This window comes from Pseudomonas sp. TH32 (genome assembly GCF_016650855.1).
GTDB lineage: Bacteria > Pseudomonadota > Gammaproteobacteria > Pseudomonadales > Pseudomonadaceae > Aquipseudomonas.
In genome coordinates, this window is the sequence record NZ_JAEKFA010000002.1 from 36,763 (window position 1) to 50,901 (window position 14,139).

The following is a 14,139-nucleotide window of genomic DNA, read 5'->3' on the forward strand; positions in this document are numbered from 1 at the left end:
CATGACCGCAGCTGGGTACAGTGGTGCGCACAAGACGCCCTGGTGCTGAAATGGGTTGCACTGCAGGTGGAAAATCGGCTGCCGACGCATGAACGCTGCGCCCATATCAAAGGGCGGGGCGGGGGAAGGCAGTCGGTGAGTGAAGTTAGGCGGGCACTAGCCTCCGGGGACTTTCCATTCGTCTATCGCACGGATATTCGCGGTTATTACCGCCATATCCGCAAGGAGCAATTGCTGAGTCTTGTACGCCAGCACCTTGATGAGGCAGTGCTTACCGACCTTGTCGAGCAGTACCTGGATTACAGCGTCGAGGACGGCGGGGATATTTTTACGCCCGACAAAGGGATATGTCGGGGTTGTGCGCTCAGTCCGCTCATGGGGGCTGCGCTGCTGTACCACGTGGATGACCATTTTGCTGCCGTGGAGGGCATCTTTTATGCGCGGTATATGGACGATTTTGTGCTGCTAACCCGCACGCGTTGGCAACTGCGACGTTGTGTAAAACAGCTGCATGAGTTTTTTAACCTGGGCGGCTTTGAAACGCATCCGGACAAAACCCAACTGGGGAGGATAGAGCATGGATTTGACTGGCTGGGCGTATGGTTCACCCCCGCGGGGACCTCCATTGCGCCTCGTGCGTTAGAAAACCATCTTACACAACGGTTGCGGCTCTATGAGCAAGCCCGACGGAGGGGACTGTTAGCGACAGAAGCCGACGCGCGGGTGCAAGCGTATTTGACACGGTGGAACATCTGGGTAATGCAGATGTTGGGATGATCCATCCTTCTCTCGTCTGCGCCGGGCTGGCCACCAGGTCCGTCCGTGCACGACTCGCGGATGCGGAAAGAACCAAAATACTCCGAGAACATGCGGCTCACAAACCCTGCGGGCCGTCATACGACCGCATAGGGACGAACACTGCAATTACGCAACATGATCGCGGGGCTACTCATGGGCGCTGCGGGGTGCGGCAGCGCGACCGCGGCGACCATCTGGATGAGGGAAGTACCAATCGACAGGCTGACCTCAGGCTGGATCGTGACGGCTGTACAAGCGTCGCCAAGCGATTTTACGAGGGACGGATCCAACATGTCGTGGGACGACCTACTAGTCTACCCCGACCTCCCTGGTTCTCTCTATGTCTGCCGAAGTGACAACTCACTGGACAGCTGCCTGAACGGCATCCGCCCCCAGGCACTACCGCTATGTACCACTGTGGAACTTGCGGCGGAAACGGCACGAGGGCTCGTGGGGGTCGGGGTGAGGATGAAGAAACCGCATAAACCGGACGCGTGGAACTTCCGCTGTAGAAGCGGGCTGGGAGGGGCGTACGCGGTATGGCAACTCTCCCCTTGCCCTGCAGAGCCATGCATGGACTTTGTCCGGAAGCCTGGTGATGTTCTCTAGCTGCGTGCAAAAGAGGTGTTTTCATGCATCGATATCCGAGCGTTTTGGGCAAGCCGACTTTTTCAACTGGATCGGCCGGTAGCTGCCTTTGGTTCAGCGTATCGAAGCGACTTTTTAATCTCGTTTTTCTCTGATAGCTGACACAGAAAGGTTACCGGTAGCAGCTTCCTGAATGTGATCGCTCCACCAGGTCATCATTGGGCGTCTGCGTTCGATGTAGTCCGCTCGGTTGTAGGCGCTGCGTACCTCGTCTTTATCGACGTGGGCAAGTGCGACTTCTATCAATTCAGGATCCCAGCCCTGCTCGTTGAGGATGGTGCTCGCCATTGAGCGCATTCCATGACTCACGAGGCGCCTTTCGAGAACCATTCGCTTCAGCGCCATGTTTACTAAAGAATGGCAGACCCCTTTACATTACGTGTCACAAAGTCGGCCCAGTCAGCCATCAGTACACGGCGCTTTTCTAGCAAGTCACTGCGCCAGTAGGCGGCCTCGGCGCCGTTGGCGACAACGTGAGCCAAAGCCATCTCGCAGACTTCGCGTGCATGGGGTGTACATTCAGCAGCCCAGTCCCTGAATGTGCTGCGAAACCCGTGAGCAGTAATGACTTTGTCATTGCTATCGCGCCAGCCCTTACCACCATCTTCCTGGTCCTTTTGGTCCATGCGACGCAAAGTCATTAACATGGCCATATTACTAATGGGGCGACCTTTACGAGCTCCTGGAAACAGCAACGAACTACCTTTGATTCGTGGGAGAGTTTCGAGCAGTGCGATGAGCGCATCCGATAACGGCACGGTATGAATTCTCCCCGCTTTCATTCGCACCGCTGGAATCGTCCATAGCTTGGTTTTCAAATCAACCTCACTCCAGTCGGCTTCAAGAACCTCGCTGGTTCGGCACGCAGTGAGGATCGTCATTTTGAGTGCGTAGGCGGATTGACCTTCGACACTTTCGAGTGCCGGTATGAAACGAGCCAACTCCGAGTAAGGCAATGCCGGGTGGTTTTGGGTGCGTTTAGCCTTGGAGCTCGGTGGTAACAGCTTGTCTAGGTGTCCACGCCAGCGTGCTGGATTTTCACCGACTCGCAGTCCACGTGCTTTGGCGGCATCAAGGACTAGTTCGATCCTGTTACGAACCCGGCTAGCTGTTTCGGCTTTGCTGCTCCAGATGGGTTTTAGAATATCGAGGACGTGCTCGGTGGTGATCTGGTTGGTGGCGAGTTCGCCGATGACGGGCGCGGCGTAAGTAGCCAGGGTGTTCGTCCATTGCTGGGCGTGTTTGACGTTTTTCCATCCAGCACGGTGAGCTTCTATGTAATCGGCTGAAACGTCCCGGAACGTGATGGCTTTATTTTTACGTTGCAGCTCAGCGGTCACCTGTGCCGCTCGTTCATCGTCACGAGCCTGTAAGGGGTCAATACCATCGCGCAGTAAACGACGCTTATCGCTACTGTTTTGCCGAGCTTCCTTAAGGCCGATTGCAGGATAGGTGCCTAACCCCATCTCCCTCCGCTTGCCGGAGAGCTGGAAGCGCAGTACCCAATACTTCTTCCCATTGGGCTTGATCAGGAGACGTAGGCCATCTCCGTCCTCGTAGGTGCCTGGGGTTGTCAGATTTTCAATTTGCTTAGCGGTCAGCTTTCCCATGGGAATATCCTTTATCTGGTTTGTTCCCCCATTTGTTCCCCCACAAAGGCTAGGAAGGTGACGAATGATGGTAGATGTCTTGAGACGATGATAGGCTTGTAGCCCCTTAAAAATAAAGGGCGGTAGAGTTTTATCGGTTGTTGGTGGATTTTGATTTGGCGGACTATCTCTCCGCCATTACATAGAAAAAGCCCCGTAGTTGAATAAACTACGGGGCTTTTTCGTTTCTGATCTCAAGCAATCTTTACTGGCTTTATCAGGCTTTCTGCCGGAATCCCAAACATCTCATGCAACTTCCAAATCATCGGCAGCGTAAGAGCCCGCTTTCCGTTCAGTACCTCATAAACCCGATTCTGTCGGCCAATAGCAGGTACCAGGTCAGCTGCCGATAGCCCCGACTGCTCCATTCTGAAACGGATGGCATCCACCGGGTTGGGCAAATCCACCGGGAAGTGCTTCGCTTCGTAGACTTCAATTAGCGTAATCATCACATCAAGATAGTCGCCTTCAGGTGTCCCGGGTTCAGGCTCATTGTCGAACAAGGGCGATACAGCCTTCAGCGCGTCCCGGTAGTCTTGCTCGGTGTGGATAGGGCGAATATTCATGGCTTACTCCATTTCAACGGTATCGGCATCAATGACGTCGTACTGCTTATGCGTACCGACGAATTTGATATAGAGGGCGCCGTAGCGATAAGCCACGGCAGCCACGAGCCGATAGTCGTTACCTCTGATGTTGAACACGACCCTGCGGCTTTTTAGAACACTGGCGTGACGAAACTGAGCCTTGATATCAGCCGGGGTCTTCCAGTCTGATTTTTTGACCTCATCAATCCAGGCGAGGAATGATTGCTCTGCATCCGGGCGTTTTTGCCAAAAGGTCTTTAGTTGGCTGACAGCGACAATTCTCATTAAAGATCCTAGTCCCAGCATGGGACTTGTTCAAGTGCGTTTCATCCGATGGGTGATGTTCAGATAAGCCGTAAGTCCCATAAAACGCGAAGTGGCAGGCGAGTGATTTGGTTTCTGGGTGTTTTCCTCCCAGCCCAAGAAGCGTTGTATTCCGTCGCGCTCACATAAACTTTCACTCACGACCGAATAACTCCCCCCACTGCGGTGTTCACCCCACAGACCACCCAGGAAACGCCCATGAACATCCCAACCGACCGCTACGACCGCCTGACCCGCACCTTCCACTGGCTGACCGCTGCCCTGGTGATCTTCATGTTCGCCAGCGCCCACATCTGGGAAAACCTAGAAAAAGGCACGCCACTGCGCAAAGGCCTGCAATCCGTGCATATCTCCCTGGGTATCGCAATGGCGGTGCTGATTGCTGCACGTATCCTCTGGCGCCTGTTCGGCGGCAATCATCCAAAGGCCGACACGCACCCGGCGCTGAACGTGGCCGCCAAAATCGCCCACGGCTGTCTATACCTGCTATTACTCACGCAGGTCATCCTCGGCTTCCTGTTCCGCTGGGCCCAGGGCGAGCCCTTCAACTTTTTTGGACTGTTCCCGGTGCCTGCGCCGTTTGTGATCGATCACGAATTGCGGGGCACCCTGGGTGGCCTGCACAACAACGTCGCCTGGGCGATCATCGTGCTCGCGGGGCTGCATGCCTGTGCCGCGCTGTGGCATCACTACATCCAGCGCGACAGCACCTTGCGCCGCATGCTGCCCGGCCCTCGGGGCGATCTTCAACACTGAGTTTGCTGCGGTACTTTCCCTATTGTTACGGAGCATGAACGCCATGAAGAGTCGCCACGAACACGCCGTTGATTATCGCACTGCCTTGTTCTTCGGAGCCTGTATGGCCGCCGCGCTACTGGCCGGCCAGGCCCACGCTTCCGGTGACGAATCGGCGCCGCCCAAGCCCAACTGCCCCAAAGGCCAGGTCTGGGATACCAAGACCGGCAAGTGCGTATTGCAGACAAGCAAGGCCACCTCGGACGCCGATCGCACCGATTACGCCTATCGCCTGGCCAAGGACGGGCGCTACGAAGAAGCCCTGTCACTGCTCGACACCCTGCACAACCCGAACACGGCCAAGGCCCTGAACTATCGCGGCTACGCCACCCGCAAGTTGGGTCGCACCGATGAAGGTATCAGCTACTACCTTAAATCCGTGGCACTGGACCCCAACTACGCCCAGGTGCGCGAATACCTCGGCGAGGCCTATGTGATCAAGGGCCGTGTAGACCTGGCCCAGGAGCAACTGGTGAAAATCAAAGCCTTGTGCAGCACCACTTGCGAAGAGTACGAAGACCTGGCCGAAGCTATCGCCGCCGCACCTCAGGCTTGACGCGTGAGCGAAACGACAGGAGACCGCCATCACCCAAGACGCTGAGTTGCGCCGTGAGTTGAGCCTGCTGTTGCCGCGTTTATGGCGATACGGCTTGGTGCTGTCGCGACAAAAGCATGTGGCGGATGACCTGGTGCAGGCCACCTGCGTGCGTGCGTTGGAGCGTGCGGGCCAGTTTGTGGCCGGCACGCGGCTCGACCGCTGGCTGCTGACGATCATGCATTCGATCTGGCTTAACGAACTGCGCTCGCAGCGGGTACGACAGGGCCAGGGATTTGTCGACGCGGAGGAGGAGTTGTCGTTCGACGGCGAAACCCAGGCTCAGGACCAGGTGCTGGCCGCGCAGGTCATCAAACGCGTCAATGCGCTACCCGAAGCCCAGCGGGAGACGGTGTTCCTGGCCTACGTCGAAGGGCTTTCATACAAGGAAATTGCCGAGGTCCTGCACATCCCGGTGGGAACGGTGATGAGCCGGCTGGCTGCTGCGCGCTTGAGGCTGGCTGAAACGGCGCACTCAAGCGGCCTGCTGGATAAATCGAGCGGAGAACGACGATGACTCAACAGACCCTACCGTCGGATGAACTGCTGGTGGCTTATCTCGACGGTGAGCTGGACCCCGAGCGGTGCCAGCTTATCGATAACCTGCTGGGGATCGATCCCGCCGTGACGGCCCGCGTCGAGCAGCTCAAGCGCGGGCAGTTGTCGTTCAAGTCAGCGTTCGATTCGGTTCTCGACCAAGCCCCTGCCGAGCGTTTGCAGGCGATGCTCGACGCCTTGCCGCCGGCACACACACCGGCCCTGAGTCGACGCAGGTTTCTCGCGGTAGCGGCAAGCTTTGCGGTGGCCGGTGTGGTCGCTGATCGACTGTTCATGGCGTGGCCCCGGCCTGAGCCTAGTTCGGGATGGCGCACCTCGGTCGCCGAATACATGGCGCTGTATACGCCCCGGACCCTGGAGAACCTCAGCGCCGACCCTGACTCCCATCTCGCTCAACTGAATTCGGTAGGGCGCCAACTCGGCCTGCCGCTGAGCCCTGAGGCAATCAGCCTGCCGGGCGCCGAGTTCAGGCGCGCACAAATCCTCGATTATGACGGTGTATTGATCGGCCAATTGACCTACCTCGACCCGCGCCACGGTCCTTTGGCGCTGTGCATCACGGCGGCGAAAAAGGGCGCCGCACCCATGGCCACTGAGCAGCGCCGTGGCATGAACGTGGTGTTTTGGTCCAGCCCAACCCATGCGTTCATGTTGATTGGCAGAAACCCGTTTGAAGATTTGCAGATCATGGCGCGCAGTGCTGAAAAGACCCTGGCCGTATAGTCACCGGTATGGAATAAACCCGGCCCCCTGACTGTTCACCAATGTACCTGTCCGAATCTGGCGTCCTGTTGATTCGGGTTTATCGATTGGTGAGGGAGAGGCCCATGCTGGTTTACCGAGACACACTCAAAGAAGCGCTTCCGCTTCGTGAGCGCCCAGGTGCGATTGGCTTGGTACTGAGCCTGGAGGGCGCGCGGTACTACGTGTTCATCAGCCGGCAATCGCGCGAGCAAGTCGCCAACAGTGCCGTGGGCAACAAATTGAAACTGCATGCGCAGCTATTAAACAGGACGCTGACCACGGCTGAGCACCAGGATTCGTATCGGTCGATGTTGCCGGTCGCCCAGGCCTTGGTGGCGCAGCGCGGCGTAGACGTCGAAAGCCGCCACGCAGAAGAGTTGTTGATCGAGCATTTCGACGAATGCGTGCAAAACTTCGTCAGCCTGCGCGGCCGGCCGCCGGCCAAAGCCGAGGTATTCCTGTCCCACTGTCCCTGCCAGTCGAAGGACCCCGGCGCCAGCCCGGCGCGCATGCTGGCGGGCACGTTCTACGAGGCCACCTGCAAGGCCAAGCTGATGAAGTTCTGCACCACGGGCAACCGGGCGGCGATGTCGTGGAAGGTCTACTACCAATTCGATATTGGCTCGTCAAAGCTCGACATCAACGAGCACCTCAACAACCTGACCCTGTGCAAGCAACCGGCGTTTATCAACACGTAGGGGCTTGCAGCGCGCGCCACCGAGCCGGCGTCGTCCCTTCCCAGGAGCGAAACGCCCGATAAAACGAGTTGGTGTCTTCATAGCCGACCAGGCAGGCGATCTCGTCTATTTCGATAGACGGCTCGGTGAGCAAATGGCGCACCACTTCCTGGCGGGTCTCCAGCATCAGTTGCCGAAAACTGCTGCCGGCTTCGGTAATGCGCCGCTGCAATGTGCGTTCGCTCATGCCCAATTCCCGCGCGACTTCGATCATCTCGGGGCGGCCACTGGCCAGAATGCGCTTGAGGGTGATTTTGACTTGATGGCAGATGCTGGCCGGTGCTGATGCTTCGGCCAGCGCCGCCACCAGGCCCGGGTTCAGCATGTCCAGCATTTGCGGATTGTATCCAGGAAAGGGGCGATCCAGATCCGCGCCATCCAGCACCAGCGCATTGCGCTCGGCACCAAAGCGCACGGGGCAGCCGAAAAACTCCGCCAGTACGGTGCTGCCGTCGTCCGGGCGAGCCAGTTCAACGTTCAGAGGAGTGATCTGCGCCCGTGAACCCCGCCGGCCCAACTCCACAAACGTGGCAAACGCCGCGTCCACCAACAGCGGCGGTGGCGGCTCAGGCGTGTGCAGCCATTCGATGGTCACCGTGCACCTGCGGCCATTCTCGCAAACCAGCAGGCGCTCAGGCGTGCACAGTTGCTTGAAGCGGGCGAGGCGGTGCAGGCCATCCCGATAATCCCGGGCGATAAAGGCGGCAAAGCTGGACGGTGGAAGTGTGGTGACCTCAAGGCGGGTCATCAGCAGGATTCCGACAGCCGGATCAGGGTTGAGCGCCCGCACCGCCTCCCACAGGCGAAAGAACTCCAGCGTCGTCACCTGCCGCCGGTCGCGCCGCTCGCGGATATGCAGGGTCATGGGCAAGCGCGCCTGACGCAACACCACCGATGGCTCCAGCCCGACGCTTTTCAGGGCCAGCCAAAACACGTCCGGTATGTTGAAACGGGGTTGTGTCGCGTCAGGCATGCAGTACCTTCTTTCAAATCGTGAGATTAATCCGAGGCCGACACACTGAGGTCATGCCACTTTTTATCCGACTCGGCCAAGTCTGCCGCTGCCCGGGCCGCGTATTGCACGGCATCGCTGCCGATCAACAAGCGTAGCGGGGCGTCTTTGTTCAGTGCCAGCTCCAGCACGATTTCGGCAACCCGGTCCGGGCCGGTCGGCAGGATGCCGGGTGAGTTGAGCAATTCCACCAGGGCACCGACGGTTTGCTGGTAGGGCTCACTGATGGCGGGAATCGTCATGGAGCTGCCCGACCAGTCCGTGCGCATGCCGCCCGGCTCCAGCACGGTTACCTGGATGCCCAGTGGCGTGACTTCCTGTGCCAGCACCGTGGAAAAACCACCGACGGCCCATTTTGCGCTTTGGTATGCGGCCAGGCCTGCCATGCCGATACGTCCACCCAGCGACGACACCTGAAAGATATGCCCATTGCCCTGGGCGCGCAGCACCGGCACCACCGCCTTGCTGACGTGCACCACACCGTAGAAATTGGTGTCGATCTGCGCCGAAAAATCCTCCAGGGTTACGTCTTCCACCGAAGCCAGATCACCGTAGCCAGCGTTATTGACCACCACATCCAGGCGGCCAAAATGTTTCACCGCAGCGTCTACCGCTTCCAGCACCTGCTGGTTGTGGGTGACATCCAGCGCGACGGGATAAACCGCATCACCATATTCGGCCACCAGGTCATCCAACTGCTTGGGATTGCGCGCGGTGGCGACTACACGATCACCGGCGCGCAGTGCGGCCACAGTAATCGAGCGGCCAAGGCCACGGGAACTGCCGGTGATAAACCAGATTTTGGACATTCGAACACCTCTTCGTTTGAGACAACGGGAGCAACCTGTGAACGAATGATGGTGGACGGGCCGTTTTCATACACTAGCAAGAGGGCGCCAAGCGACTTGCAAATTACGCCATTTATTCCGCGGCGAGTCGCGCCGAGAGGCTCTCGATAAACACCGTCTCTGCCCGGCTCATCTTCTGCTCGCGGTTCCACAGCAGGTGGATATCCACGTCGGTAATTCCCTCGTCCGGCGGCAAACGCCATAGCAACCCGTTCTTCACGTCCTCGGCCACCACATGAATCGGCAGGCAGCCCAGGCCAAATCCGGCGATCACCAACCGCCGTACTTCTTCCAGGCTGGAGGACGACGCCACGATGCGCCCGCTGAAGCCCTGCTGGTCGCGGAAAATCGTCAACGGCGAGAGCATCCCGCCGATCTGGTCGCTGGTAAAACTCACGAAATTTTCCGACTGCAAATCGCCTTCCGCCAAGCCGGTGCGGCCGAACAACGGGTGATGCCGCCCGCAAAAGAATGCATACCGCTGGCGTAGAAACAGGTGCTGCTCGAGGCGGGGTTGTGGCCGGCGATTGAGGCTCAGGCCAAGGGTTGCGGTTTTCTCCAGCAGGGCGGCAACGATGTCAGAGCTGCGCATCACCTCCACGTCCAGGTCGACCCTGGGATGCTGGCGGTGGAAGTCGGCGAGAAAGTCATCAAAGGTGTCGGAATTGATCCGACTGATCATCAGCAACCGCACCTTGCCGAGCATCTCGTCGCCGGGTTTTTGCAGGGCGTTGCTCATCTGCGAGACCTGGCCGTACATCTCGCCGGCAATCGCGAATATCTGCTCGCCGGCCTCGGTCAGCACAAAGCGTGGGCCGCGACGGGCAATCAGCTGGCAGTCGAGCTGTTCTTCCAGGCGCTTGAGCGCCTGGCTGATGGCCGGTTGGGTCAGGTGCAGGCGTGCGGCGGCGCGGCTGATGCTCAATTCCTGGCCGATCACCCGGAAGGTGCGCAGCAGGTTCCAGTCCAGGCGGTCATTGAGCAGCGGGTGAACATCTCGGCGGTTTTCAGACATGGCAACAGCTCGATAATAAGCAGGATTTATAATTGGAATAATAAATAGAAAATTGACTAATCATAGCGCCGAGACGAAAAATCACCCTCACTTAGCGCCATCAGAGCGCATGCGCCAGACCTTTCTCCTGCCAAAAAAATAACCAAAGGAGCCAACCCCATGAAGCCATCCGCTTCGCCGCAGCCTCGCCGTGCCGCGGCCGCCGCCTTCATCGGCACCATGATCGAGTGGTACGACTTTTACATCTACGCCACCGCCGCTGCGCTGGTGTTTGGCCAGCTGTTTTTCCCTTCCGACGACAAGCTGTTCAGCACCATGGCCGCCTTCGGCACCTTTGCCGTGGGCTTCTTCGCCCGGCCGTTGGGCGGCATTGTGTTTGGGCATATCGGTGACCGTATCGGTCGCAAGAAATCCCTGGTGATTACCCTGGTGATGATGGGCGTGGTGACGGTGTGCATCGGGCTGTTGCCGACCTACGCGCAGATCGGCGTCGCGGCACCGGTTTTGCTGGTGCTGCTGCGGGTGGTGCAGGGCATTGCCGTGGGTGGCGAGTGGGGTGGGGCAGTGCTGATGGCCGGCGAACATGCGCCCAAAGGTCGTCGCAACTTCTTTGCCTCCTTTGCGCAGTTGGGCAGCCCGGCGGGTTTGATTCTGTCGTTGCTGGCGTTCAGTGCCGTGACCCGTTTGCCGGAAGCCGACCTGCTCAGTTGGGGCTGGCGCGTGCCTTTCCTGGCCAGCGCGCTGTTGTTGATCGTCGGGTTGGCGATCCGCCTGGGTGTCAACGAATCCCCCGAGTTCCTGGAAGACAAAGCCAGGGCGGAAAAAGCCCGGGCCATCACCCAGGATCAGGCCCCGGTGATCGAGGTGCTGAGGACTTCCTGGCGTCCATTGTTGCTGTGCATCGGCGCTAACACGCTGGGCATTGCCGGCGTGTATTTCACCAACACCTTCATGATTGCCTACAGCACCCAGCAACTTAACCTGCCGCGCTCGTTGATTCTGGAGTGCCTGTTTGTGGTGGCCATCATCCAGTTCTGTGTTCAGCCGCTGGCGGCCTGGGTGGCGGAGAAGGTCGGTGCGACGCGCTTTCTGTGTGCCATGACGCTGCTGGCAATGGCGTCGCCATACCCGATGTTCGTGCTGGTCAGCAGCGGCCAGGCGCCGTTGATCATCCTCGGTATCGCCCTGGCTGTGGTGTGCATGGCCTCGTTTTATGCGGTGATCGCCGGCTTCGTCAGCGGCCTGTTCGAAACCCGCGTGCGCTATACCGCCATCTCCCTGGCCTACCAAGTGTGTGGCGCGCTGGCCGGTGGCCTCACGCCGTTGATCGGCACGTGGCTGGCCCATGAATACCAGGGCCAGTGGTGGCCGATGGCTGTGTTCTACAGCGCGATTGCTGCGATTTCGCTGGTGTGCGTACTCGCGTTGTCCCGCCGCCACGCCACCGCGCACCGTCTTGAAATGGCTTGATGAGTTTGATTGGAGAATGTGTATGTTGAAGATTAACGGCGAGCGCCTGTGGGCCAGCCTGATGGCCATGGCCGAGATCGGCGCCACGGCGCGCGGTGGCAGTTGCCGCCTGGCGTTGAGCGCCGAAGACCAGGCAGGCCGCGCGCTGTTCAGCCGCTGGTGTGAAGATGCCGGGCTGACCTTGAGCGTCGATGCCATCGGCAACCTGTTCGCCCGCCGGGAGGGAACCGACACCGGCGCTGCGCCGGTGATGATGGGCAGCCACCTCGACACCCAGCCCAAAGGCGGGCGCTTCGATGGCGTCTATGGTGTGTTGGCCGGACTGGAAGTGATCCGCAGCCTCGACGACCACGGCATCCAGACCCGCAAGCCGCTGGAAATCGCGGTGTGGACCAACGAGGAGGGCGCCCGTTTTACCCCGGCCATGCTCGGCTCGGCGGTGTTCACCGGCACCTTGGCGTTGGATAAGGCGCTGGCCACCCGGGATGTGGACGGTGTCAGCGTGGCGCAGGCGTTGCGCAGCACCGGCTATCACGGCGAACGCCCGTTGGGCGGTGCGGTGGATGCGTATTTTGAAGCGCACATCGAGCAAGGTCCTATTCTGGAAGACAACGCCAAGAGCATTGGCGTGGTCACCGGCGGCCAGGCGATCCGCTGGCTCGATGTGCGTGTGGAAGGCATGGCCGCCCATGCCGGGACCACGCCCATGCCGCTGCGCAAAGACGCCCTGTACGGCGCCGCACAGATGATCCAGTCACTGGAAACCCTGGCGGTCGATTTTGCGCCGGAAGGGCTGACGACGGTGGGTGAATTGAGCATCGCCAAATCATCGCGCAACACCATTCCCGGCCTGCTGAATTTCACTGTCGACCTGCGCCACCACCGTGACGCCGACATCGACGCCATGGAGCAACACGTGCGTACCCGCTTGCAGGACATCGCCGCCCAGCGAGGCCTGAGCGTCACCGTCAGCCCGCACTGGATCAGCCCGGCGACGCCGTTTGATGCCGAGTGTGTGGCGTGCGTGCAGTCGGCGGTGGATGCGTTGGGTTATGCCCAGCAATCCATCGTCAGCGGCGCCGGCCACGACGCCATCCACCTGGCGCGCTTCTGCCCGACGGCGATGGTGTTCATCCCGTGCGTGGGTGGCTTGAGTCATAACGAAGCGGAAGACGTGCTGCCCGAGGATGTTCGCCAGGGCACTGATGTACTGCTCAATGCCGTGTTGAAACGCGCCGGCCAGGCTCAGTAAGGAGAAATTCCATGCGTACTTTTTTCCATCCCGAACAACTCCTGCACCATCCCCGCAGTTACTACTCCCGCGGCCAGATGCGCACCCCGCAGGAAGTCCCCGAGCGCGCCCGCAACCTGCTGCTGGCCGCACAAACCCTGGGCTTCGACATCCACCAACCGCACGACCACGGCCTCGATCCACTGCTGGCCGTGCACGGTGCCGCCTATCTGACCTTCCTCCAGGAAGCCCACCAGCGCTGGAAGGAGATCCCCGAAGACTGGGGCGACGAAGTCATGTCCAACATCTTCGTGCGTGAACCCAACGCCCTGCGCGGCATTCTCGCCCAGGCGGCGCGCTACCTCGCCGACGGCAGTTGCCCGATTGGCGAACTCACCTGGCGCTCGGCCTACTGGTCGGCCCAAAGCGCGATGGCTGCGGCTAAAGACATCCTCGGCGGCGCGCCGGCAGCCTATGCGCTGTGCCGCCCGCCGGGTCATCACGCCCGCTTCGACGCGGCCGGTGGGTTCTGCTACATCAACAACGCGGCGGTTGCGGCGCAGGCGTTGCGCGATGGATTCGAGCGCGTCGCCGTGCTCGATACCGACATGCACCACGGGCAGGGCATCCAGGAGATTTTCTACGACCGTGATGACGTGCTGTACGTGTCAATTCACGGCGACCCGACCAATTTCTATCCCGGCGTCGCAGGCTTTGCCGAAGAACGCGGCACTGATGCGGGTGAAGGCTTTAACCTCAACCTGCCGATGGCGCATGGTGCCAGCGAGGCGGTGTTCTTTGACAAGCTGGAGCTGGCGTTGAAGGCGGTGAAGGAGTTCTCGGCGGACGTGCTGGTGTTGTCGCTGGGGTTCGATATCTACAAACTGGACCCGCAAAGCAAAGTGGCGGTGACGCGGGAAGGATTTGCGCGGCTGGGTGAGTGTATTCGTGGGTTGGGGCTGCCGTGTGTGATCGTGCAGGAGGGCGGGTATCACCTGGAAACACTGGACAGTAATGCGCAGGCGTTTTTTGAAAGTGCGCGGGCATGGTCGAAATAACCTGCTGAATAAAGGGTCCCGGACTGCCTTGGAAATACATTCAAGGCGCGTCCGCCCGGTGGGCCTTTTA

General features: G+C 59.6%; 15 protein-coding genes and 1 pseudogene. 9 read left to right on the forward strand and 7 right to left on the reverse strand.

What is annotated here, in order from left to right; all coding sequences use genetic code 11:
• The first annotated feature begins 42 nt into the window (after window positions 1-42).
• Entirely contained in the window at window positions 43-777 is a 735-nt protein-coding gene (locus JFV30_RS03850; protein ID WP_201122011.1) for a reverse transcriptase domain-containing protein, read from the forward strand.
• Window positions 778-1,521: 744 nt separating this feature from the next.
• Here JFV30_RS03850 and JFV30_RS03855 read toward each other — a convergent pair.
• The 4 genes and pseudogenes from JFV30_RS03855 to JFV30_RS03870 form a co-directional block, all read right to left on the reverse strand.
• Window positions 1,522-1,809 (reverse strand): annotated as a pseudogene (locus tag JFV30_RS03855) (tyrosine-type recombinase/integrase); the annotation flags it as partial.
• Window positions 1,797-3,056 (reverse strand): tyrosine-type recombinase/integrase, encoded by a 1,260-nt coding sequence (locus JFV30_RS03860; RefSeq protein ID WP_201122013.1) that lies wholly within the window; start codon window positions 3,054-3,056, stop codon window positions 1,797-1,799. The pseudogene JFV30_RS03855 and the gene JFV30_RS03860, both read right to left, overlap by 13 nt.
• A gap of 233 nt (window positions 3,057-3,289) precedes the next feature.
• Window positions 3,290-3,661 carry a helix-turn-helix domain-containing protein gene (locus tag JFV30_RS03865; RefSeq protein WP_010176581.1) on the reverse strand — a complete coding sequence of 124 codons (372 nt, stop codon included), beginning with the start codon at window positions 3,659-3,661 and terminating at the stop codon, window positions 3,290-3,292.
• A gap of 3 nt (window positions 3,662-3,664) precedes the next feature.
• On the reverse strand, window positions 3,665-3,967 hold the full coding sequence (locus JFV30_RS03870) for a type II toxin-antitoxin system HigB family toxin (RefSeq protein ID WP_010176580.1): 303 nt from the start codon (window positions 3,965-3,967) through the stop codon (window positions 3,665-3,667).
• A gap of 237 nt (window positions 3,968-4,204) precedes the next feature.
• Between JFV30_RS03870 and JFV30_RS03875 the strand changes: the two genes are divergently transcribed.
• The 5 genes from JFV30_RS03875 to JFV30_RS03895 all read left to right on the forward strand — a co-directional run bounded on the left by JFV30_RS03875 (window position 4,205) and on the right by JFV30_RS03895 (window position 7,396).
• On the forward strand, window positions 4,205-4,762 hold the full coding sequence (locus JFV30_RS03875) for a cytochrome b (RefSeq protein ID WP_010176579.1): 558 nt from the start codon (window positions 4,205-4,207) through the stop codon (window positions 4,760-4,762).
• A 43-nt stretch (window positions 4,763-4,805) separates the two neighbouring features.
• Window positions 4,806-5,357: a tetratricopeptide repeat protein gene (locus tag JFV30_RS03880; protein ID WP_242487022.1), complete on the forward strand. Its 552-nt coding sequence runs from the start codon at window positions 4,806-4,808 to the stop codon at window positions 5,355-5,357.
• A 58-nt stretch (window positions 5,358-5,415) separates the two neighbouring features.
• Window positions 5,416-5,913 (forward strand): RNA polymerase sigma factor, encoded by a 498-nt coding sequence (locus JFV30_RS03885; protein WP_201126121.1) that lies wholly within the window; start codon window positions 5,416-5,418, stop codon window positions 5,911-5,913.
• The gene (locus JFV30_RS03890; protein WP_201122015.1) at window positions 5,910-6,677 is read left to right on the forward strand and encodes an anti-sigma factor family protein; all 768 of its coding nucleotides are present in this window, start codon (window positions 5,910-5,912) and stop codon (window positions 6,675-6,677) included. Before JFV30_RS03885 ends, JFV30_RS03890 begins: the two co-directional genes overlap by 4 nt.
• A 104-nt stretch (window positions 6,678-6,781) precedes the next feature.
• Complete coding sequence (locus JFV30_RS03895) at window positions 6,782-7,396, forward strand: hypothetical protein (protein ID WP_201122017.1); 615 nt, start codon at window positions 6,782-6,784, stop codon at window positions 7,394-7,396.
• Here the strand turns inward: JFV30_RS03895 and JFV30_RS03900 are convergent.
• From JFV30_RS03900 to JFV30_RS03910, 3 genes are all read right to left on the reverse strand, one after another.
• Window positions 7,386-8,408: an AraC family transcriptional regulator gene (locus JFV30_RS03900; RefSeq protein WP_201122019.1), complete on the reverse strand. Its 1,023-nt coding sequence runs from the start codon at window positions 8,406-8,408 to the stop codon at window positions 7,386-7,388. The genes JFV30_RS03895 and JFV30_RS03900 overlap by 11 nt on opposite strands.
• 26 nt (window positions 8,409-8,434) lie before the next feature.
• Window positions 8,435-9,256, reverse strand: a complete 822-nt coding sequence (locus tag JFV30_RS03905) for an SDR family NAD(P)-dependent oxidoreductase (RefSeq protein WP_201122021.1) — start codon at window positions 9,254-9,256, stop codon at window positions 8,435-8,437.
• A 112-nt stretch (window positions 9,257-9,368) separates the two neighbouring features.
• On the reverse strand, window positions 9,369-10,310 hold the full coding sequence (locus JFV30_RS03910) for a LysR family transcriptional regulator (protein WP_201122024.1): 942 nt from the start codon (window positions 10,308-10,310) through the stop codon (window positions 9,369-9,371).
• A 159-nt stretch (window positions 10,311-10,469) separates the two neighbouring features.
• Between JFV30_RS03910 and JFV30_RS03915 the strand changes: the two genes are divergently transcribed.
• The 3 genes from JFV30_RS03915 to JFV30_RS03925 are packed head-to-tail and all read left to right on the forward strand — an operon-like array spanning window position 10,470 to window position 14,069.
• A complete protein-coding gene (locus tag JFV30_RS03915; protein WP_010176571.1) occupies window positions 10,470-11,780 on the forward strand; it encodes an MFS transporter in 1,311 nt (436 codons plus the stop codon).
• A gap of 22 nt (window positions 11,781-11,802) precedes the next feature.
• The gene (locus JFV30_RS03920) at window positions 11,803-13,032 is read left to right on the forward strand and encodes a Zn-dependent hydrolase (protein ID WP_201122026.1); all 1,230 of its coding nucleotides are present in this window, start codon (window positions 11,803-11,805) and stop codon (window positions 13,030-13,032) included.
• A gap of 11 nt (window positions 13,033-13,043) precedes the next feature.
• Window positions 13,044-14,069: a histone deacetylase family protein gene (locus JFV30_RS03925; protein WP_201122028.1), complete on the forward strand. Its 1,026-nt coding sequence runs from the start codon at window positions 13,044-13,046 to the stop codon at window positions 14,067-14,069.
• Window positions 14,070-14,139: the final 70 nt, after the last annotated feature.